At 42.6% G+C, this 23628-nt stretch carries 17 protein-coding genes; 14 read left to right on the forward strand and 3 right to left on the reverse strand.

What is annotated here, in order from left to right:
* The first annotated feature begins 13 nt into the window (after positions 1-13).
* The 6 genes from ilvB to ACLOAU_RS25630 all read left to right on the forward strand — a co-directional run bounded on the left by ilvB (position 14) and on the right by ACLOAU_RS25630 (position 6544).
* Positions 14-1753, forward strand: coding sequence for a biosynthetic-type acetolactate synthase large subunit (ilvB, locus tag ACLOAU_RS25605; RefSeq protein ID WP_427864759.1), 1740 nt, complete (start codon positions 14-16; stop codon positions 1751-1753).
* Between the two features lie 31 nt (positions 1754-1784).
* A complete protein-coding gene (locus tag ACLOAU_RS25610) occupies positions 1785-2366 on the forward strand; it encodes an O-methyltransferase (RefSeq protein WP_427864760.1) in 582 nt (193 codons plus the stop codon).
* A 43-nt stretch (positions 2367-2409) separates the two neighbouring features.
* Complete coding sequence (ilvN, locus tag ACLOAU_RS25615; protein WP_114791612.1) at positions 2410-2997, forward strand: acetolactate synthase small subunit; 588 nt, start codon at positions 2410-2412, stop codon at positions 2995-2997.
* Positions 2998-3006: 9 nt separating this feature from the next.
* Positions 3007-3483 carry a DinB family protein gene (locus tag ACLOAU_RS25620; protein WP_427864761.1) on the forward strand — a complete coding sequence of 159 codons (477 nt, stop codon included), beginning with the start codon at positions 3007-3009 and terminating at the stop codon, positions 3481-3483.
* 51 nt (positions 3484-3534) lie between these two features.
* Positions 3535-5016, forward strand: a complete 1482-nt coding sequence (gene ilvC / locus ACLOAU_RS25625; RefSeq protein ID WP_427864762.1) for a ketol-acid reductoisomerase — start codon at positions 3535-3537, stop codon at positions 5014-5016.
* A gap of 100 nt (positions 5017-5116) precedes the next feature.
* Positions 5117-6544, forward strand: a complete 1428-nt coding sequence (locus ACLOAU_RS25630; RefSeq protein ID WP_427864763.1) for an ATP-binding cassette domain-containing protein — start codon at positions 5117-5119, stop codon at positions 6542-6544.
* A gap of 17 nt (positions 6545-6561) precedes the next feature.
* Here ACLOAU_RS25630 and ACLOAU_RS25635 read toward each other — a convergent pair whose 3' ends face one another.
* Together ACLOAU_RS25635 and ACLOAU_RS25640 are read right to left on the reverse strand one after the other, a co-directional pair.
* The gene (locus tag ACLOAU_RS25635) at positions 6562-6888 is read right to left on the reverse strand and encodes a hypothetical protein (RefSeq protein ID WP_427864764.1); all 327 of its coding nucleotides are present in this window, start codon (positions 6886-6888) and stop codon (positions 6562-6564) included.
* A 68-nt stretch (positions 6889-6956) separates the two neighbouring features.
* The gene (locus ACLOAU_RS25640; RefSeq protein ID WP_427864765.1) at positions 6957-8105 is read right to left on the reverse strand and encodes a methionine aminotransferase; all 1149 of its coding nucleotides are present in this window, start codon (positions 8103-8105) and stop codon (positions 6957-6959) included.
* 126 nt (positions 8106-8231) lie between these two features.
* Between ACLOAU_RS25640 and ilvA the strand changes: the two genes are divergently transcribed.
* The 7 genes from ilvA (at position 8232) to ACLOAU_RS25675 (ending at position 21238) form a co-directional block, all read left to right on the forward strand.
* Entirely contained in the window at positions 8232-9485 is a 1254-nt protein-coding gene (gene ilvA, locus ACLOAU_RS25645; RefSeq protein ID WP_427864766.1) for a threonine ammonia-lyase IlvA, read from the forward strand.
* A gap of 10 nt (positions 9486-9495) precedes the next feature.
* Entirely contained in the window at positions 9496-10230 is a 735-nt protein-coding gene (locus tag ACLOAU_RS25650) for a hypothetical protein (protein ID WP_427864767.1), read from the forward strand.
* Positions 10214-11050, forward strand: a complete 837-nt coding sequence (locus ACLOAU_RS25655; RefSeq protein WP_427864768.1) for an SUMF1/EgtB/PvdO family nonheme iron enzyme — start codon at positions 10214-10216, stop codon at positions 11048-11050. Before ACLOAU_RS25650 ends, ACLOAU_RS25655 begins: the two co-directional genes overlap by 17 nt.
* Positions 11051-11447: 397 nt before the next feature.
* Positions 11448-15962 (forward strand): glutamate synthase large subunit, encoded by a 4515-nt coding sequence (gene gltB, locus ACLOAU_RS25660; RefSeq protein WP_427864769.1) that lies wholly within the window; start codon positions 11448-11450, stop codon positions 15960-15962.
* A 90-nt stretch (positions 15963-16052) separates the two neighbouring features.
* Positions 16053-17558, forward strand: coding sequence for a glutamate synthase subunit beta (locus ACLOAU_RS25665; RefSeq protein ID WP_427864770.1), 1506 nt, complete (start codon positions 16053-16055; stop codon positions 17556-17558).
* A 112-nt stretch (positions 17559-17670) separates the two neighbouring features.
* Complete coding sequence (locus ACLOAU_RS25670; protein ID WP_427864771.1) at positions 17671-18549, forward strand: GLPGLI family protein; 879 nt, start codon at positions 17671-17673, stop codon at positions 18547-18549.
* 13 nt (positions 18550-18562) lie between these two features.
* Complete coding sequence (locus ACLOAU_RS25675) at positions 18563-21238, forward strand: carboxypeptidase-like regulatory domain-containing protein (RefSeq protein WP_427864772.1); 2676 nt, start codon at positions 18563-18565, stop codon at positions 21236-21238.
* Between the two features lie 88 nt (positions 21239-21326).
* On the opposite strand, the gene ACLOAU_RS25680 is transcribed toward ACLOAU_RS25675, so the two are convergent.
* Entirely contained in the window at positions 21327-22139 is an 813-nt protein-coding gene (locus ACLOAU_RS25680; protein ID WP_427864773.1) for a DUF6515 family protein, read from the reverse strand.
* A gap of 144 nt (positions 22140-22283) precedes the next feature.
* Between ACLOAU_RS25680 and ACLOAU_RS25685 the strand changes: the two genes are divergently transcribed.
* Positions 22284-23405, forward strand: a complete 1122-nt coding sequence (locus ACLOAU_RS25685) for a M42 family metallopeptidase (protein ID WP_427864774.1) — start codon at positions 22284-22286, stop codon at positions 23403-23405.
* Positions 23406-23628: the final 223 nt, after the last annotated feature.

Here is a 23628-nt window from a genome sequence, read left to right on the forward strand (position 1 = left end):
TAAACATTGAGTTATGAATACTCTTGAAATACAAAAAGAAGACACCTCTACCCCAGCAAAAACCGAAACCATGTCGGGCAGCAAGGCCGTAATTGAATGCCTGCTGGCAGAAGATACGGAAGTAATATTTGGTTACCCCGGTGGTGCGATCATGCCCATTTATGATGCACTATACGATTATAAAGACAAAGTAGAACATATATTGGTTCGTCATGAGCAGGGAGGTATCCATGCCGGACAAGGCTACGCGCGTACGAGTGGCCGCGTGGGCGTTGTTTTCGCTACCAGTGGTCCGGGAGCTACTAACCTGGTAACGGGTTTAGCAGATGCACAAATAGACTCTACTCCTTTGGTTTGTATTACAGGCCAGGTATTCGCCCACCTTTTAGGTACAGATGCCTTCCAGGAAACCGATGTGATTAATATCACTACTCCGGTTACCAAATGGAATTACCAGGTTACCGATGCGAATGAGATTCCAAGTGTATTGGCCAAAGCGTTCTACATCGCACGTAGTGGCCGGCCCGGCCCGGTTTTGATCGATATTACCAAAAATGCGCAAATACAGCAATTTGAATTTCCTGGTTACGAAAAATGCACGCATGTACGCAGCTACCGCCCCAAGCCTATCATTCGCAAGGAATATATTGAAGAAGCAGCCGAGCTGATCAATAATGCGGAAAAGCCATTTGTACTATTCGGACAGGGCGTAATACTGGGAGAAGCTGAAAAAGAATTTGCCAATTTTATTGAAAAGGGTAACCTGCCGGCGGCCTGGACCATCCTGGGTGAAAGCGCTATCCCTTCTGACCATCCTTTAGGAGTGGGCATGTTGGGAATGCATGGCAACTATGGCCCGAATGTATTAACCAACGAATGTGATGTTTTGATTGCGGTAGGCATGCGCTTTGATGATCGTGTTACCGGAAGATTGGATAAATACGCGAAACAAGCGACGGTTATTCACCTGGATATTGATCCCGCCGAAATAGATAAAAATGTAAAAACAACAGTTGCAGTTTGGGGCGACTGTAAAGAAACGCTTCCCCTGCTTACTTCTTTGTTAAAAGAAAAAGACAATACAGCCTGGATCAATAAGTTTAAAGAGTATGCGAAAGAAGAAACAGAGCAATGTATTCAGCCCGAGATGAACCCGGAAGGAGATGTAATGAGTATGGCCGAAGTATTAAATGCTTTGAACGAATTAACTAATGGCGATGCCGTAATTGTTACGGATGTAGGTCAGCACCAGATGGTGGCCTGCCGCTATGCTAAATTCAACCAAACCCGGAGCAATGTTACCAGTGGCGGATTGGGTACGATGGGCTTTGGGCTACCTGCCGCTATCGGCGCTAAATATGGAGCTCCCGACAGAACCGTGGTAGCGATCATAGGAGATGGCGGATTCCAGATGACTTTACAGGAATTAGGCACTATCATGCAATTTGGAGCAGCCGTAAAAATCATGATATTAAATAATGAGTTCCTGGGCATGGTTCGTCAATGGCAGCAATTATTCCACGACAGACGTTATTCATTTGTAAATATCACCAGCCCTGACTATATTATGCTGGCTCAGTCATACGGCATATCTGGTCAGAAAATAGATAACCGTGATGATTTGAAAACAGCTTTAAAAACAATGCTGGATCATGATGGAAGCTACCTGTTGGAAATTATGGTAGGCAAAGAGAACAATGTATTTCCGATGGTACCGCAGGGGTGCAGTGTAAGCGAGATCAGACTTAAATAATAGCAGTAAGTAAAAGTTAGTTATAACATTCATGCAAGACCAGGCGTTCAATAATATCCCTGCACAATACGACAGTATCTTAGCTGCTACCCGTAAGCTATCTTTTGATATGGCGTCGGATTTGCAAACCGGGGCATTATTAAGCACGTTGGTGGCGTCGAAACCCGGAGCCAGGATATTGGAATTAGGTACCGGTAGCGGCTTATCAACCTCCTGGATACTCCGGGGCATGGATCAGGAGGCGCATCTTACCACCCTTGAAAATAATGCACTGTTGCACGAGGTGGCTATGCAGCACCTTACTGATCCAAGAGCCAACTTTGTTCTAACGGATGGTTACGATTGGCTAAAAGAATATAACGGTGAATCATTTGATTTCATATTTGCAGACGCTATGCCTGGAAAGTATGATCTCTTTGAAGAGGCTTTTTCACTGTTGAACGAAGGAGGTATCTATTTTATAGACGACATGCTTCCTCAGCCCAACTGGCCGGAAGGACATCCAGAACGAGTCGAAAGCTTTATTGAAATGTTAGATCAAAGAAGTGACCTTACATTGACAAAAATGAATTGGTCAACAGGAATAATAATAGCCGTTAAAAGCAAAAAATGATTTTGGATTCAACAACAAAAATCATAATTCACAAATTCAAACAATGAAACAGCAATATACCATCACCGTTTACGCAGAAGACCATATAGGTTTGCTTTCGCGCATTTGTATCATATTTTCCCGCAGAAAAATAAACATTGACAGCCTTAATACCTCATCATCGGAGATTGACGGTATACACCGATTCAATATCCTCATAGATGAAACAGAAGAAGTGGTAAAAAAGCTGGTAAAGCAAATAGAAAAGCAGGTTGAAGTACTAAGAGCTTTTTATAATACCAACGACGAAATTGTATGGCAGGAATTGGCCCTTTATAAAGTGCCTACCAAAGAAGTAGCCGAGAAAATGGTAGTAGAAAGAATATTGAGGAAATACGGAGCCCGCGTAGTTTGTGTTCGGCCAGACTTTACCGTTTTTGAATCTTCAGGTCATACTGAAGACACCGAAGAGCTGGTAAAAAAATTAAGCGAATACAACCTGGTAGAATTTGTACGAGGCGCAAGAGTTGCCATTATGAAAGAAAGTGAAGGCTTCCATAAAAGACTGAAAGAATTTGAATACAAAGAACCGGGCGAAGAAGTAATTGAAAACGAATTCCTGGAAAAAGGTGAGAAAATATTCACCATGTAATAAAGGACAATGACAAAAACACAGGAATATATTATTCATTGTATAGAAGCTGCCAGGAAGGGCTTTATTGAGCTTATAGAAGGGTTAACAATTGAGCAGCTCAACAAAATACCCCAGGGATGTAACAATAGCATCGCCTGGAACTTTGGTCATATCTCGGTATCGGCTCTTGCTTTAGCTTTTAAAACTTCGGGGGTTAAACCAGCTATAGAAATCCCCTATTTTAAAAAATATGGAAAGGGAACCCGGCCTGAAACAAACATTGATGCAGAAGAATTGCAGGCGTTGAAAGATTACGCTATAACCGCAATCAGCATGATTAAAGAAAGCATGACCAGCAATGAGTTCGATAATGCAACGATAATACCTTACACAACAGCAACCTACGGTATCCCCATGACGGATATTGATGAGATTATCGCTACTATTGCAATGCACGACAGCCTGCATTATGGCATTGCTAAGTCTTTAAGCAAAATCGTTTAAACAAATAACAAATCTTACATAAAAAGTAAAAAACAAAAACAACAATAAACAATGGCAAATTACTTTAACACACTACCTCTCAGAGAGCAATTAAACCAACTGGGTGTTTGCGAATTTATGAGCAACAACGAATTTTTAGATGGCGTTGACGCTTTGAAAGGTAAAAAAGTGGTAATTGTGGGTTGTGGTGCTCAAGGCCTCAACCAGGGATTAAACCTGAGAGATAGCGGTTTGGATGTTTCATACGCATTACGCAAAGAAGCAATCGAAGAAAAAAGAGCCAGCTGGAAAAATGCAACCGATAATAACTTCAAAGTAGGTACTTACGAAGAATTAATCCCAACTGCCGACCTGGTGATTAACCTGACTCCCGATAAGCAACACACAAGCGTTATAACTGCGGTAATGCCATTGATGAAACAGGGCGCTACCTTATCTTACTCACACGGCTTCAATATTGTTGAAGAAGGCATGCAGATCCGCAAAGATTTAACAGTAATCATGGTAGCTCCTAAAAGCCCTGGTAGCGAGGTGAGAGCAGAATACCTGCGCGGCTTTGGCGTTCCTACCCTGATCGCGGTACACCCTGAAAATGATCCTGAAGGAAAAGGTTTGGATTGGGCCAAAGCTTATTGCGTAGGTACTGGCGGACACCGTGCCGGCGTTTTAAGATCATCTTTTGTTGCTGAAGTAAAATCAGACTTAATGGGCGAGCAAACCATTCTTTGCGGTTTACTGCAAACAGGATCTATCCTGTCTTTCGACAAAATGGTAGAAAAAGGAATCGATGCAGGCTATGCCTCTAAACTCGTTCAATATGGTGTGGAGGTTATTACAGAAGCCTTAAAGCAAGGCGGAGTTACAGGAATGATGGATCGCTTAAGCAATCCTGCTAAAATTAAAGCCTTTAAAGTTGCCGAGGAGTTAAAAACAATTATGCGTCCGCTATTCCAAAAACACCAGGATGATATCATGAGTGGTGAATTTAGCCGCATTATGATGGAAGACTGGGCTAATGGTGATGCCAACCTTTTAAAATGGAGAGCGGAAACCGGTGAAACAGCATTCGAAAAAACTCCGGCTGGTGATGTAAAAATCGGTGAGCAGGAATATTTCGATAACTACACACTGATGGTTGCGTTTATTAAAGCAGGTGTGGAATTAGCCTTTGAAACAATGGTAGAAGCTGGTATTAAACCAGAGTCTGCATATTATGAGTCATTGCACGAAACGCCTTTGATCGCTAATACTATTGCACGTAAAAAACTGTTTGAAATGAACCGTGTAATTTCTGACACTGCAGAATACGGTTGTTATTTATTCGACCAGGCCTGCAAGCCATTATTAGCTGATTTCATGAAAACAGTGGACACTGATTTAGTTGGTAAAAATTTCAATGAAGGTAAAGATGGCTCTGTTGATAACCAGGAACTGGTTGAAATAAACGAAGCTATCCGTTCTCACGAAGTAGAACAAATAGGTACCATATTGCGTAAAGCAATGACTGCGATGAAAGCTATTAAAACTGCTTAGTCCTGTTATTGAATTAAATATCATTTAACCTTACATAGACCTGGCAGGCTTAATCACCTGTCGGGTCTTTTCTTATCAGATCATTTTATCCTTTAACTGTATGATTGTAGATATCAAAGACCTTTCTGCCCGGTACGATGCAAAAACCGTTTTACATAATATTTCCCTTTCCATTCAACCCGGCGAAAATTATGTAATAAGAGGTGAAAGCGGAAGCGGCAAAACCACGCTGGGAAAGGTTATTGCAGGCCTGGTAAGCTATACGGGAGAACTAAACATTCACCTCTCGCCTGCTTTGGCTCTCAAACCCACCGTGCATTTTGTGGAAAGCTGGTACAGGTTTACTAATCTTGAAGGCGACAGAAACTTCTATTATCAGCAACGCTACAATCATCAGCAAAAACGAGATACCATTACCATTACCCGGGAATTGGAACTATACGGTAAAGAGCATGCCTTGGATAGTGTTCTATTAAACGAGCTGATAACAACTTTCAGCTATACAAAAGTGTTGGACGAACAGCTCTTCGAAATCTCCAGTGGAGAGCATAAAAAATTGCAATTAATAAAAGCTTTATGGCTAAGTCCGCAGCTACTGATCATCGACCAGCCCTATACCGGGCTTGATGTTAAAGCGCGTGCGCACCTGAACCAGGTACTCAATACTTATGTTGAAAAAGGAGGCACGTTGATCCTTATCAGCAATGATGTTGAACTGCCTGATTGCATTAACCGCACTATCTTTATGAAGGATGGAATACTTATAAATAGCAATACGCCACTGAACTTTCATGAAAAGGTGCTGAAGCCCCTCCCTTCCTTCTTGCTACAGCGTCCTCAATACACTTCGCACAATATCATTTCCATGAAAAACATCCGTGTGAGGTACGATGATAAGGAAGTATTATCTGGGATTGACTGGCAGGTAAACGCCGGCGAACGTTGGCTGTTACAGGGCCATAACGGATCGGGAAAATCTACGCTGCTTAGCTTAGCAACGGGAGACCATCCCCAGGCCTATGCCAATGACATTAAATTATTTGGCGTGCAACGCGGCGGTGGAGAAAGTATCTGGGATATTAAGAGGCGAATTGGATTGATCTCACCTGAATTGCACTGGTATTTTGATGCCAACGCTACTGTACTGGAAAGTTTAGCCTCCGGTTTCTTTGACAGTAATGGTTTGTACAGGCAACTGCGCTATACGCAAAAACAACAGTTAGAGGAGCTGCTTCAGTTCCTGGATCTGCAGGACGTTAAAAACGAGCTATTAAGTACCCAACCATTAGGCAAACAAAGGCTGGCGCTACTGGGGCGCACTATTATCAAAAATCCGCAATTATTAGTTTTAGATGAGCCCTGCCAGGGGCTCGATCAACAACAAACACAGTACTTCAATAAACTGGTAGATGAGATCAGCAAAAATGGAGTCACCATAATTTATGTAGGTCACTTTGAAACACAACTCCCCTCATCAATTACACACAAACTGATTCTAAAAAACGGTAAAAAAGTTTCAGCGATTTAAAAGGGTGCGTCTTGTGCTTATGGAGTAATAGGCCAAATCACCCTTACCTGTTTCACTTCTGTTTGTGCGTCCAGCGAAATATTGGCCCGTATTCCTTTTACATCATATAATTCACAAAGCACGCATGAATTAATAGGTTTAGTAATGTTATAAAAAGTCACTCCGCCAATCCGGTACTCACTTACAACATATAATTGACTGTGTTCCTCTTTCTGTAAACCGGCAATCTTAACCTGCAACCATGCCGGAATGTCTCGAGGTATGTCGCCGTCGTTTATTTCTTCTTTCTTAGAGCAGCAAATAAAGCTAATGCAGAGCAGGCAAAGTAGAATCGTATTTCTCATATTGAAGTAATTAGTCTCTCAAATATAACAATAATTCGATAAAAGATTTACACTATCCCTGCTCAGCTTTAACTAATATGCCGGAGGATTTTCGCCGCCTTTTCAATTACCTCATCTTTTTTGGCGAAGCAAAATCTCACAATCCGGTCATGCTGCGGTGTTTTATAGAAAGCACTTAATGGTATGGTTGCTACTTTATGTTCAACGGTCAACCATTGGGCAAACTCAAAGTCATTTAAATCACTTATAGCAGAATAGTCATATAACTGGAAATAAGTTCCCATACTGATTGCCAGCCGGTTCAATGGCGAGGGTTGTAAACCGTTAACTAAAAGATCTCTTTTAGCCTGCAACATCCGGGCGGCTTCCTGCGGTTCATATATCTCAAGGTATTTCGCCAACGCATATTGCGCAGGGGTATTAACACTAAATGTAAGGTACTGATGTATAGACCGGAACACTTCTGTTATTTCCTTCGAAGCTACACAATAGCCTATTTTCCATCCTGTAATATGAAAAGCTTTTCCAAAGGAATAGATAGAAATAATCTTGTCATTGAATGCTGCTTGCAAAAATCCAGGTATGTGCTGCTGCCCGTCAAACACAATACTGTCATACACTTCATCTGAAACAACATAAATATCCCGGACATCAATAATAGCAGCCAGCTGATCCCAATCATTTTGGGTCCATACATACCCCGTTGGATTATGAGGAGTATTGATGAGAATCGCCTTCGTTTTAGCACTGATCGCATCTCGGATCTTCTCCCAGTCGATAGCGAAATTATTATGACTTTCCAGCGTAACACGCACCGGTATACCTCCATTGATTTCTATAGCAGGCAGGTAGCAATCAAAAGCAGGTTCAAGATAAATAACTTCATCTCCCTTTTCAATAATGGCCGCAAGCGCGGTATAAATACCGTAAGTGGCTCCGGGCGTTATAGTAACAGTGTCTGGCGAACAAAAACCAGTAGCATACCGGTCATTCAAAGTCCTCGCTATATTTTCTCTTAACTGCACAAGCCCCTGCATGGGCGCATACTGGTTAAAGCCTTCTATAACGGCCTCCTGCAATAATTCATTTAATTCAGAGGCAATGGGATAATCGGGTAGCCCCTGCGACAGATTATAAGCATTTTCCTGCCGGGCCAGGTTAGTCATTATAGTAAATATATTTACAGGCGATGCAGTATGTTTAATACGTAAGCTCATGGAGAAAAATTATGTATCTATGTTGCTAACTTAATAAAGAAATGGTACCCATCAAAAAGAGATCATGGCTTTATTGAAATTAGCCCGTAAAATCCTTGTAATTTTGAAGATTCAGAATTAATCAACATGTCATCTCATAGTACCTTATCCATTCAGTCAGTACAGGAAGCCGCAACCAGATTAAAACAAGTGGTGTCCAGAACCCCCTTACAATTAAATGCAACACTAAGTAAACAGTTTGATGCCAATATCTATTTAAAAAGAGAAGATTTACAGGTAGTGCGCTCTTATAAACTCCGTGGCGCCTATAACATGATGAGCAGCCTTTCAAAAGAACAGCTGGAAGGAGGTGTTGTATGCGCCAGCGCAGGTAACCACGCGCAGGGTTTTGCCTACAGCTGCAAAGCCCTGAACATTAAAGGCACTATTTTTATGCCTTCGATTACACCCAAACAAAAAATAACCCAAACAAAAATGTTTGGTGAAGACAATATAGAAGTTATTTTAACCGGCGACACCTATGACGATTGCGCTAATGCTGCCAAGAGGTTTACCGCACAAAATAATATGACCTTCGTGCATCCGTTTGATGATATGAAAGTAATCGAAGGACAGGCTACAGTGGCACTGGAGATCAGCGAACAATTAGAACATATTGACTATGTAATACTCCCCATCGGCGGCGGCGGTTTATGCGCAGGTGTCGGCAACTTCATGCACCTGGCCAGTCCTTCTACGCAGATAATAGGCACCGAACCGGAAGGAGCACCTTCGATGACGGAAGCACTAAAAGAAGGACATCCGGTAGAGCTTTCCAGTATCGACAGGTTTGTGGATGGAGCGGCCGTTAAAAAAGTAGGCGACCTCACCTTCAGCATGTGTAAGAACATATTGAACAAGGTGGTACTGGTACCGGAAGGAAAAATATGCACCACCATTCTGGAGCTGTACAATAAAGATGCAATCGTAGTAGAGCCTGCAGGAGCTTTATCCATTGCAGCACTTGGGCTGATGAAAGATAGCATTAAAGGCAAAAATGTAGTTTGCATTGTCAGCGGCAGCAATAACGATATAGATCGTATGCAGGAGATAAAAGAACGTAGCCTGCAATATGAAGGATTAAAGCATTATTTCCTGATCGACTTTGCGCAACGTCCCGGTGCTTTAAAAAATTTCGTTAGCAATGTACTCGGACCTGATGACGATATCACCCGATTCGAATACATGCAAAAAACCAATAAGGAAAGTGGGCCTGCATTAGTAGGTATAGAACTAAAAGCAAAGATCGATTACTATAGCCTGATGGAAAGAATGAACCAATACAATGTTCAGTATAAAGAGCTGAATAAGGACAATGCATTGTTTGCTTACCTGGTGTAAATATGGTGTCATGAGATATATTTTGTTATTGATAATTGCTTTTCTGGTGAATAGGCCGGCCTATTCACAAATGGACGCCTATCGGGAATTTCGTGCTCAAATATCAGTCCCACCTTATGGCCTCTCTAAAATAAAATCACTGATAACCTCAATCAAACCTCAATCAGACGAGGATAATTCAGACATGGGCATTAGCCGGCTCCCGCAAAAAGACTATGAAGCATTGTCCCTCAGGGAAAAGTTTACTTATACAATGATACACCCTGAGATGTACGCCCAGAACTGCGCCATATTTGTACCTCAGACTAACGAAGATCAAAAAATATTCGGCTACCTGATATCATGGATGAATGAAGAAACCTGGAGCGACAGGCAGCTACAATTCCTTACTAAAAACAGGGATTCTGTTATGGCTATCATCAAAGAATCGGTTATTCGCAGTAGACGAATGGGTGTGAATTACAAAGACGCGCTCGTAGAGATCAACGCATGGGAAATGATCCCCTTCCTGGTATCTTATTACAAAGAAAATAAAAAGGATAAAGATATTTTAACGACGCTGATGTTACTGATGAAAAAAGGGAACTATGCTGATTTCGTTAAATCAAAATCCTACAAAAATCTTTACGGCGTGGCAGACAATTACGAATCGTCTATGGCCTTTAACAAAGCTAATGAAGAACTGACCCTGCAGCGGGCGCAGGCCTACTACCACTCAAAAAAGCCGGATGCTCAAAAGAATTAAATGGTACATCCTGCCGGTTCTGCTCTGTGCCATCACTTACCCGCAAATGCTGTTGAGCCAGGATAGCCTGTGGGCCGGCATCCCGGCAGGCACCTACCAGGTAGGTGAAAAAAACAATATACAAAATCCGCTAAGGAAAGTAACCATCAACTCTTTTTATATTGCTACCTGTGAGGTCACTAACGGTGAGTTCGAAAAATTTGTACTGGCTACAGGATACATTACTGAAGCCGAGCAATATAAAGACGCACTTGTTTTCGAGCCCGGGCTGGAGGAATTTAGATGGATAACCGATAGTTCTGCCTGCTGGCGTTATCCCAATGGAGTTTCAAGAGGTGATATTAAAGACAAAATGAACCACCCTGTAACCTGCATTAGCTATAACGACGCATTGACCTATTGCAAATGGGCCGGTGTACGACTGCCCACATTGGAAGAGTGGGAAATTGCGGCAACAGCCGGCTCCCGTTCCAGATATTTCGGAAAAGTAACCCAAAGAAATGTCCACCTGTACGCCAATATCTGGCATGGAAACGACCATCTTCTACCCGACTACAGCGATGGCTTTCTATATACGGCTCCAGTAGCCAGTTTTAAACCGAACCCGCTGGGGCTTTATGATGTGTTGGGTAATGTGTTTGAATTTTGCTCGGGTTCGTTGCCGCGCGACAATGGCAGAAAAGTAGCCCATGCCCGCGGCGGCTCCTGGTGGTGCAGTGTCAACGCCTGTAGCTTTTTCAACACAAAAGATATCGGTTCGGTAAATCCACACGCTTCCTTCAGCAACCAGGGCTTCAGAGTGGTTAAAAAAATACTTTAAAATCCCTCCGGAAAAACGACGATTTAGCCTGTTACCATGCTTACCCTGGAAAAATTAAAATATGAGTTTATACATAAAATACTCATAAAAAATGGCTTAATCAGGCATTACATCTTATCCAAATAATAATTGTCAATGCTACCATTTATTATTAATTTGCAACTGGAAAACCGTACCTCCATTGAACTATCCGACCAATAGACAGCCCATTAACAAATAGGCTATTCATTAGAAAATATCTAATACTTTATTTTATTTTTTGAACAAACAATAATTTTACACCCGTCAAGCAGTCGCTTTGTCAAATTACCAACTTTTTTAATTAATTTACACGGCTCTCGATTGCCTTCCCCATTTTGAAAAGCCAAAATTTTTTGTAAAACTTTTATAAGGAACTATGACAGAAAACAAAGGTCTTTACGACCCATCTTTTGAGCGCGATGCATGCGGAATTGGTTTCGTTGCCAATATTAAAGGCAACAAGAATCACCAAACCATTTCCGATGCGCTGACCATTCTCGAAAATATGGAGCATAGAGGTGCTTGCGGTTGCGAAACCAATACCGGCGACGGTGCAGGTATCATGATCCAGATTCCTCATGAGTTTTTTTATGATGAATTGTTACACTTAGGCATCACCCTTCCTGCAATCGAAGAGTATGCGGTAGGTATGGTTTTCTTTCCGAAAGAATTAAGGGTTCGTGAAGAGTGCCGCGAAATTTTCAACCGGGCAGCAGAAAAAATGGGCATGCGCGTCATCCATTGGCGTTCGGTTCCCGTAAACAATTCCGGTATTGGTCCAAGTGCGTTAAATGTAGAACCAGCCATTGAGCAGGTTTTTATTGAGCGTCCTTCTGATGTAAAAACAGCCATCGAATTTGAACGAAAGCTGTTTGTTTTACGAAAATATGCCACACATATTACAGGCAATGCCGTGAAAAAAGATCCTATCGGGTTTTATATCACTTCATTATCCTGCCGTACTTTAATATATAAAGGTCAGCTTACCAGCCACCAGGTTCGTGAGTATTATGACGACCTTTCAGATAAACGTGCTGTTAGCGCTTTTGGCCTGGTGCATTCCAGGTTTGCTACTAACACCTTCCCTTCATGGAGGCTGGCACAACCTTTCCGCTTTATTGCACATAACGGAGAGATCAATACTTTGCAAGGTAACCTGAACTGGTTACGCTCGGCCGAATCAAGCTTCGAATCTCCGTTATTTACTGACGAAGAGATGGACATGCTGGTGCCAATCGTGAGCAACGACCAGAGTGACTCGGCTTGCCTGGATAATATGATCGAACTGCTGGCTTTAACGGGTCGCCCGCTGCCACATGTAATGATGATGTTGATTCCTGAGGCATGGGACGGCAACGAAGAAATGGATCCGGCTAAAAAAGCATTCTACGAGTTTCACGCCTGCCTGATGGAACCATGGGATGGTCCGGCTTCAATTTCATTTACCGATGGTAAAATGATCGGAGCTACATTAGACAGAAACGGATTACGCCCTTCACGCTACTGCGTTACTACCGACGGTCGCGTTATCATGGGTTCCGAAACAGGTGCATTACCAGTAGATCAAAGCACTATTATTGAAAAAGGTCGCTTACAGCCCGGTAAAATGTTCCTGGTTGATATGGAACAAGGCCGCATCATCAGCGATGATGAATTGAAAAGCAATATCTGCAACCAAAGGCCTTACGCTGACTGGTTGAACCAGTATAAAATCAAATTAACTGAGTTACCGGAGCCTCGCGTAATGTTCAGCGATCTGGGCGCAGACCAGATATTTAAATATCAAAAAGCCTTTGGTTATACCTCAGAAGATGTAGAGAATATCATCCTTCCTATGGCTACTGGTGGCAAAGAGCCAATCGGTTCTATGGGTGTTGATACACCATTGGCCATTTTGAGCGACCAGCCACAACACTTAAGCTACTACTTCAAACAACTATTTGCGCAGGTAACCAACCCTCCTATCGACCCTATCAGGGAAAGAATGGTAATGTCCCTAGCTACATTTGTTGGAAACAACGGCAGCTTATTGATTGAAGATGAAATGGATTGCCATGTGGTAGCGTTGAAGCACCCGGTATTGACCAACTATGAATTAGAAAAATTAAGAAGTATTGATACGGGCAGCTTCCAGGCCAAAACCATCCAGTGCTATTTTGTTGCTGATGGCAAAGCCGGGTCTATGCGTCGTGCGTTGGAAAGACTTTGCCGGTATGCAGAAGACGCTGTAAATGATGGCTTCGAGGTATTGGTATTACAGGATAGAGCAATAGATGGCGATCACGCTGCTATTCCTTCACTGTTAGCCGTTTCTGCGGTACATCACCACCTGATCAAAAAAGGGTTACGTGGTAAAGTAGGTATTGTAGTTGAGGCCGGTGATGTTTGGGAAGTCCACCACTTTGCCTGCCTGTTAGGCTTTGGCGCTACTGCCATTAATCCTTACCTGGCTTTCTCCACTATTAAGCTATTACAGGAAACAGGAAAAATCACAACCGATAAATCAATCGAGGAGCTTAACAAAAACTATATCAAAGCGGTAAGTGATGGTCTGTTGAAAGTGTTCTCTAAAATGGGCATTTCTACCCTGCAATCTTACCAGGGTGCGCAGATCTTCGAAATTATTGGTTTAAATAAAGATGTAGTTAATAACTATTTCACCAATGCCACTTCCCGTATTGAGGGTATGGGACTGGATGAAATTGCGCGTGAGGCGCTGGCGAAACACCAGTTCAGCTTTACCCGCAAGAAATTACCGGTTGACCAATTACCTACCGGTGGTTTTTACCAGTGGAAACGCAAAGGGGAAGCACACATGTTTAACCCGCAAACCATTCACCTGTTGCAGTATTCAACAAGAATGGGCGATTACAACACATTTAAGAAATACACGAAAGTTATTGACGAGCAGGGGAAAAAAGCGATTACGATCCGCAGCCTGTTCGATTTCAAACGCTCCCGCCCTTCTATTTCTATTGATGAAGTAGAACCGGCAGAAAATATCTATAAAAGATTTGCTACCGGTGCGATGAGCTTTGGCTCTATCAGTTGGGAAGCACACACCACACTGGCTGTTGCTATGAACCGCTTAGGTGGTAAAAGTAATACCGGCGAAGGCGGTGAAGATGAGGCACGCTACAAACCCATGGAGAATGGTGATAGCATGCGTAGCGCCATCAAACAGGTTGCCAGCGGACGTTTTGGTGTAACCAGCCTGTATCTTACTGAGGCTGATGAGTTACAGATCAAAATGGCGCAGGGTGCAAAACCGGGCGAAGGCGGACAGCTTCCGGGTGATAAAGTGGATGACTGGATCGGACGTACCAGGCACTCCACTCCGGGTGTGGGTTTGATCTCTCCTCCTCCTCACCACGATATCTATTCCATTGAAGATTTAGCGCAATTAATATTTGACCTGAAACATGCCAACCGCCACGCACGTATTAACGTGAAACTGGTGAGTAAAGCAGGTGTAGGTACCATTGCAGCAGGTGTTACCAAAGCAAAAGCTGATGTAGTATTGATTGCAGGTCATGATGGCGGAACAGGAGCTTCTCCTTTAAGTTCTATCCGGCACGCAGGTTTACCATGGGAACTAGGTTTGGCTGAAGCACAGCAAACCCTGGTTAAAAATAAATTACGCAGCCGCGTGGTTTTACAAACCGATGGCCAGATGCGTTCGGGTCGTGATATTGTCATTGCCACTTTATTAGGTGCTGAAGAATGGGGTATTGCTACCGCAGCACTGGTGGTTGAAGGTTGTATCATGATGCGTAAATGTCACCTGAACACCTGCCCGGTAGGGGTAGCTACACAAGATCCGGACCTGAGAAAACGCTTCTCCGGTACAGCAGATGCAGTGGTGAACTTTTTCAAATTCATTGTTCAGGAAATGCGTGAATTAATGGCTGAGTTGGGCTTCAGAACGGTGAATGAAATGGTAGGCCAGGTAGACGAATTGAAAATAAGAGAAGGTATTGATCATTGGAAATACAAAGGCCTTGATCTTTCTCCTATTCTTTATAAAGAACCGGCTGATGAAAGTGTAGGTATCTACAACTCCGAAGAACAGGATCACGGATTAGATACGATTATCGACTGGAAGTTTATTGAAGCAGCAAAACCTGCTCTTGAAAATGGTACACCGGTAAAAGCATCCTTCGATATTGTGAATACGGACCGCGCAGCGGGTACTGTATTATCGCACGAGTTGACTAAAGTGTATCGTGACGCGGGATTGCCTGAAGACACGATCCATTTACAGTTAAGAGGTACTGCAGGTCAAAGCTTTGGCGCATTCTGTAACAAGGGTATTACTCTTGAGCTCGAAGGTGACGCGAATGACTATTTTGGTAAAGGCTTAAGTGGTGCTAAATTGATTATCTATCCTGATAAAAAAGCAGGTTTCGTACCTGAGGACAACAGCCTTATTGGTAATGTAGCCTTCTATGGTGCAACAAACGGCAGCGCATATATACGCGGTAAAGCTGGCGAAAGATTTGCCGTACGTAACTCAGGAGCTTCAATGGTAGTTGAAGGTGTGGGTGACCATGGTTGTGAATACATGACCGGTGGCCGTGCTATTATTTTGGGAGATACAGGTAGAAATTTTGCCGCAGGTATGAGTGGCGGTATTGCTTACATCTACGATGCAGGACAAAAATTTGCAGGCAACTGTAATATGGAGATGGTGGAACTGGATCCTGTAGATGCAGCTGATGCAGCCTTCTTACAAGAGGAAATAGAAAAGCATTATCAGTATACTAATAGCACTGTAGCCAAATTTGTACTGGATGATTTCGACAACCAGTTGAAGAACTTCGTTAAGGTTTACCCTAGCGAGTACAAAAAGATCATGCAGGCTAAAATTGAGCAAAAACAAATTGCGTAAATAGTTGAAGGTTTAAAGTTTAAGGTTCAGGGTTATCATACTTTGCAATCTTTAAACTTTAAACTTCGAACCTAAACTTTAAAATAAGAAATGGGTAAACCAACAGGATTTTTAGAATTTACAAGAGAACTGCCTTCCAAAAAACCAGTGGAAGAAAGACTGGAGCACTATCGCGAATTCGTACAACTTTTCCCTGAGGAAAAACTAAATAATCAGGCTGCGCGCTGTATGGATTGTGGCATTCCTTTTTGCCATAGCGGCTGTCCTTTAGGCAATGTCATCCCCGAATTTAACGATGCGGTTTACCGTAAAGAATATCGGGAAGCTTATGAAATATTGGCCTCTACCAATAATTTCCCTGAGTTCACCGGTCGCATTTGCCCGGCACCTTGCGAAATGAGTTGTGTGTTGGGGATCAACCAGCCCCCGGTAGCGATAGAAGAAATAGAAAAGCATATAATAGAAATAGCTTTTGAAAAAGGGTTTGTTACGAAAAGAACGCCTAATGTAAGAACGGGTAAAAAAGTTGCTGTTATTGGTAGCGGACCTGCCGGCCTGGCCGCAGCTGCTCAGCTTAATTATGCCGGCCACCTGGTTACGGTGTTCGAGCGCGATGAGCAACCCGGCGGATTATTACGCTATGGTATCCCTGATTTCAAACTGGAAAAATGGGTAATCGACAGAAGGATTGCTTTAATGCAGGAAGAGGGCATTACCTTTAAATGTCATTCTAATGTAGGCAAGAACGTAAAAATAAGCGATCTGATGCGTCAGTTCGACGCGATCGTTTTAAGCGGCGGAAGTACCGTACCACGCGACTTGCCGGTTCCCGGCCGTGAATTAAAAGGCGTTCATTTTGCGATGGATTTCTTAAAGCAAAACAACAAACGTGTAGCAGGTAAAGACTTTTTGGCAAATGCTGATATCGAAAGCAATATATTATCCGAAGAGCTTCTGGCAACCGGTAAAAATGTAGTAGTGATTGGTGGTGGAGATACCGGCAGTGACTGCGTGGGAACCAGCAACAGGCATAAAGCCGCATCGGTTACACAGTTCGAGTTGTTGCCCATGCCGCCTAAAGACAGAACTGATATCATGCCATGGCCAACCTACCCAATGCTGTTAAAAACAACAACCAGCCATGAAGAAGGTGCTCAAAGACACTGGAGCATTGCTACCAAACAATTTATTGGCGATGACGCAGGCAACCTGAAAGCATTAAAGGTAGTAGACCTGGAGTGGACAACTCCTGCTCCGGGGCAACCGGCTAAATTTACTGAAGTAGCTGGCAGCGAAAGAGAGCTCCCTTGTGAGTTGGCTCTATTAGCTATGGGGTTTGTACATCCGCAACAGGCTGGCTTGCTCGAAGAGCTGGGCGTTGAATTTGACAACCGCGGTAATGTAAAAGCAGAAGAAGGCAAATATGCTACCAATGTGGCAAAAGTATTCGCAGCAGGCGACATGCGTCGGGGACAAAGCCTGGTAGTTTGGGCTATCAGCGAGGGTCGCGAGTGTGCGAGGAAAGTTGACGAGTATTTAATGGGGTCTTCCATGCTCGAAAGCAAGGAAAGTTCTATACTGATGTCTTTTCAATAAACAATGTTCATATTTGAGTTTTAGAATGGTGCGGGTAACTGCACCATTTTTTTTACAAATATTTTTGACTATTTAATAGATTTACGATACTTTAGTACGTAAAATTTCGTTCATGAAGACTTTAATTAAAAACTTTCTGCTAAGCGTAGCTTTATTTACATCTTTTAGTACAGTAGCCTTTGCACAAAACGAACCAGGACAAAGAATTGTTTACGACTTTAGTTTTCAGAGAGACACTAATGACATTGCCTCTAAAACCAAGGACCAATATGCCCTCGATATTTTTAAAGATCATAGCAGGTTTGTAAGTTTTACCAAACTGAAAAGAGATATCTACATAGATAGCATGAGAAAAGCTATCGAGACGCAGGGCGGCATCCAGAATGTCAAAAGCCTTAATGTCAGTTTTTCAGGTATGGGAGGTGGTGGCGCCTACGAAATCTACAAATTCAATAACGGGAAAATAAGATTTCAACAAAAATTTCTTAGGGATACTTACGGTTACGAAGAAGATCTGGCTACACTTAACTGGACAGTGACAGAAAACACGGAAAAATACGGTCAGTATAATTGCCAGTTAGCCAAAGTAAACTACGGCGGAAGAAACTGGAATGCATGGTTTACAACCGACGTTCCTGTTAACAATGGTCCATACAAGTTTTCAGGCCTTCCCGGCTTGATTGTAAAAATGTGGGATGACAAAAATCAGTGTGTATTTGAACTGGCTGAAATAAAAAATATCACCGATGGCAATAGCAGCATACCAACAGCTGACATCGTCGAGAAGAAGGAATTCAAAAAAGTAGAAGAAAACGCCAGGGTTCAAATGAACGCGATGGCTTCAGGTATGGCGTCAACAGGCGCGGGTGCAGGCACTGTAACCAAAACAGTGTTCAAAGATCAAAACGGGAACGAGATAACACTCGACCAGGCGCAGCGCAAAAGAGCCGAAGCTGAAAAGAAAAACAACAATCGCCTGGAACTTAATTAAACCCTAAGCATTTATGATGAAATGGATCACCTTGCTCATCAGCATGAGCATGAGTATGATGCTATGTGCACAGGTTACTATCAGCGGCACGGTAAAAAATCAGTCAGGAACGCCACTGGTCAATGCCAGTATTATCATCTCACCTGTTGGCAGCAATAAAGTGATCGCCTTTAAAATGACCGATCATAAGGGTAGTTTTAGTATAGTTCAGGAATCCGGTTTTGATTCTATACAGGTTAAACTCAATCTGCTGAATCATGAAACCGAAATTAAAATCATCGCCAACCAAACACAGGAAGTACACTTCATTGCAAAAGAAAAAGCCACCGTTCTCGAAGAAGTTTTCGTTAAAGATCCAATGATGTTTCGAAAAGGAGACACTATTGTGCACGATGTGGAACAATTTGCCAATAAAAACGATCGCTCCCTGGCCGATGTTATTAAAAGAATGCCGGGGCTTGAAATAGATGAAAGCGGTAAAATTAAATACCAGGGAAAAGATATTAACCAGTTTACCGTTGAAGGGAAAGACCTGATGCAGGGGCGCTACGGTATCATTCCCAACTCTATTCCCCACCAGGATGTAGGTAAGCTGGAAGTGATAGAAAACAATCAGCCCATAAAAATGCTGAAGGACAAAGTACCTTCAGAGAATGCAGGGATTAACATCAAGCTCAAAAAAAATATAACCTGGACAGGATCAGGGTCATTAGCATTAGGACTTTCCCCACTCTTATGGAACCTGAAGCTGACACCGATGTTATTCTCAAAAAAACGGCAGGCTTTATTTAATATAAAATCGAACAACACCGGTGAAGATATCATTTCGGAAAACGGCAATTTCATCAGCTTATCGGGCTTTATGGGGCAGTCGCTGGATAATAGTACCGGCGACTTTCTAAGACCATCATCAGTAAGTCCACCTGCGTCCATTGCTCAAAGCAGGTATTGGTTTAACCAATCACATGCCATTGGTACGAATTTCCTGGAAAGTTTAAAACATGATTGGGAGGTGAAAGCCAATCTTTTATACACTTATCATGAGCTGGATTTAAAAGGCTCTTCCAATACATCGATCGCCAATCTTAACGCAGACGGCACTGTTTTAAACACACTTAATTACACGAGGAAAAGCGACCTGAATGATATCGCACAAAAAGCAAAAGCCACTTTATCTTTAAACAGAAATGCCAAAGCCAACTTCTTCAAAAATGATCTGATCTTTTCCATCGACAGAAATAATAGCCGCTCAACCCTGGAACTGGATGGTATACCTGTTTACCAACGCACCCGTGCGAATGGTTTTTCAGTACAGAATTCTCTCAGCACGCTATTTCCCATTGATAAGCAATCCAAACGCCTGATCAGTCTTCAGTCTTACATCAACTATGTACATGATCCTGAATGGTACCAGGTGGATTCACTAAAAGCCTTGCAGTTCTCCGATCAGCATATACAATCGGCCCTTTCCCTCAAACAACTGAAACGCTCAGGTACATTCAATACCACCAATACGGTTAGTATGGCTTTCAGTAAAAAGGATCTCACCATCGTTCCATCCTTTAAATTTTTATATGCTGATGAGTTATTAAATACCGACCTTGAACTCACCCAGGCGCCTGGCATTACGCAATCGATGGATGTTCCCTGGCTCAACAGGTTGAAGTTGGATAATTTTAATACACAGGTATCTGTTGGTCTCAATCTAAAAAAGGAAAAACTACGACTATCACTTAACCTTCCTTTATCCAATAATATCATTCACATAAAGGATGAAGAAAATCGTTTCCAAAGAGATTTAAACAAGTGGCTTTTTCAACCCTCGCTTTTTGCAGAGCTATCCGTTAAAAAATTCACTTTCGCTGCCAATGCAGCAAGAGTAAACCGGTTTAGCAGTTTAACCAGCATTTATCCGGGCTATGCATTCAGTGCATTAAATATAAATGCCTACCAGTCGCCCATTGAAGAAGCTGCATTTACCAGGGCCGGTAGCCGTATTGCATACAAAAATCTATTATTAAATATAGATGCCAACGCAGGATACAACTATGCCTATAACAGTTCGAATATTATGCTGTCCCGGCAAATTGCAAACAATGGTCAACAGGTGATAACAGCCATTCTCCAGGATAATTCCGGCAACACCCATGCGCTCTTTCTTAATTTCAGCAAATACATAAAACATGCTGCTACCAATTTGGGAGTAGGCTACAATTACTCCCGCTCGGAAGTGATGAACCTGCTGAACAATAATCTCTTTACTGCTGTCAACCACAATCAAACTGCCAGCCTCAGGATAGAGAACAGTTCTCTAAGCTGGCTGATTGCCGCTTACAATGTGGCCTATGGATATTCGAAGCGGGTTGACCGGGGAGCCAACAACCTGACTTATACACTTTCTCAGGCGGCCAAGCTCAGTTTCTATGTTTCCGAAAAGGGCTCTTTCAATCTGTCGGGAGACTGGAACCGCTACACCATATCAAAGCAACAGTTCAATAATCAATTTGTGGATGCTTCTTACAGGCATACGGTAGGTAAGCGTAAAATCGACCTGGAACTCAAATGGATGAACATACTCAATACAAAAGAATATGAGCAGGTGTTGATCAATACCATTCAAACAAATATTACCCGCTTTGCCCTTCGTCCTTCGCAGGTAGTGGTTAGCGCAAGAATGAATTTAAGATAAAAGATCATTTTTATCGAGGTAGCCATTAAAAAAACCGCCCTCGTCAGGCGGTTACAATTAACAATAAAAACAATCAACGGATATTCACTTATTTTACCTCTACCACTTCATACTCGGTAACACCTTCTTCCTTTACTTCTTTATAATAAACGCCGTTGGGAGATACAAATAATTTTTTACCGTCCCTTATTACTTCCCGGCTATCGCGTGGTAATTGTTCAAACCGGTCGCCTGCCTGCGGCCTCACAGAATAAGCTCCATCTCCCGATTCCCGCGTGGCATTGCCATTCCTCACCACCGGGGCTTCCTGCCGGTTATCATCATAAACATTGCCCCGTTCAACCGGTTCGTTGTAGGTTTCATCATCGTAGGGTGTATCATTGCCTAACGCCCCATTTTTACCAGCTATAATATATATTACACGGCCGTTTCTATCAGTCTCTCTTGCATATAAAGTACCGTTCTTTTCATAATAGTATTTGCCTTCTATTTTTCTAAGCTCAGCACCGGCGGGAATTCTATAGAGTGTCGCTCCTATCGGCGCTTCGACCACCTCAAAGCCACCTTCCCGCAACTCGCGGAAATACATATCATTTCTATAATAATAGGTAATGCCATTAATTTCTCTTTTCACCGCTCCGGGAGGCAACCCGCGAACGGAAGATCCCGGCGGAGGTATCACCACGCCGACATTTACGCCAACTCTTGGCCCCCAGCCATAGCCCCTCCAAACCCGTGGACCGTAATATCCGCCAAATACCCCTCCAATGCCCACTGAAACCATAGGCCGGTTCCGGTACACCGGGTAACTGCGATAAATACGCCCTCGTTGTGCCTGCGCCACATTATCAATTAAAAACAAAGCAACTACTAAAGTAACGGATAATAAAAATCGCTTCATTTGGTTCTCTTTCTTTATATGACGATTGTTTTCGTAAAAAAGCTGCACGGGAGAATTGAATAGTGAAAGGTTTACAAGAGAGACAGGGATTGGAGGTTTTATGAATGAAAAATTTCTTGTACGTTTGAAGCTAATACTGTTATTATGGCTAAAGCAAAGAATACAAAGAAAAAAGAAGAGAAAGCCGGCCCGGTTACCACCGGTGCATCCATGGCCTTTTTGAAAGACTATATTAATAATGCCTCTCCTGTAGGCTTTGAAACCTGGGGGCAAAAGCTCTGGTTAAAATACCTGGCGCCTTATATCGACGAACAGTTTGTTGATCCTTATGGAACTGCGGTAGGTATTATTAATCCGGGTCAGCCTTTTAAAGTGGTAATTGAAGCACATGCTGATGAGATCAGCTGGTTTGTTAATTACGTAACAGACAACGGCCTCATCTTCCTCAAGCGCAACGGCGGTGTGGATCACCAGATTGCGCCCGGGCTAAGAGTAAATGTACATGGCAAAAAAGGCATCGTAAAAGGCGTATTTGGCTGGCCGGCCATACATACGCGCATCGGTAAGGAAAGCGAAACCCAGCCCAAGGTAGAAAATGTATGTATTGATTGTGGGGTAAGAAGCAAAAAAGAAGTGGAAGACCTGGGTATACATGTGGGTGCTGTAGTTACTTACCAGGATGGCTTTGATGAACTGGCTAACGATTTTTATGTTGGTCGCGCCTTTGACAACCGCATCGGAGGCTTTATGATTGCCGAAGTAGCGCGTTTGTTGAAAGAAAATAAAAAGAAATTGCCCTACAGTTTATATGTGGTGAATGCCGTGCAGGAAGAGATCGGCCTGCGTGGCGCCGAAATGATTGCCCGTCGTATTAAGCCGGATGTGGCTATTGTAACAGACGTAACGCACGATACAGGACATTTTATGATCAATAAAAGAATTGAAGGTGATGTAGCCTGCAGCAAAGGACCTTCTCTGGCTTACGGCCCTGCCATCCATAATAAGTTACTGGCTTTTGTAGAAAAAGTAGCAGAGGATCAAAAAATTCCGGTACAGTGGCGGGCATTAAGCCGGAGCACAGGTACCGATACCGATTCTTTTGCCTATGCCAATGATGGCTGTCCTTCTGTTTTGATATCAATGCCTTTACGTTATATGCATACCACGGTGGAAATGATTCATAAAGACGATATCGAAAATACGATCAAACTCATGTACGAAACCCTTCTGGAACTAACTCCTAAAACAAATCTGAGTTATTTATAAAAAATTGTAGGACTCAAGTTCTTTTCAACCTGTCAAATATTTGGCAGGTTTTTTCATTTTTATATAAAACCCTGTTGGCAATATTAAATAATTGTTAACCCCTCAGCGATACTACCTTAAAATTCCTCTAATCTTGATGTTACTCAATATCTAAAGATGTTAAAGTGAGGTTACAATTTGTTAACATAAGCCTCCTAAATGTTAAAATTTATTGCTTTTCTTT

Origin of the sequence: Paraniabella aurantiaca, from assembly GCF_050309965.1 — a bacterium.
In the GTDB taxonomy this organism is placed as follows: Bacteria; Bacteroidota; Bacteroidia; order Chitinophagales; family Chitinophagaceae; genus Niabella.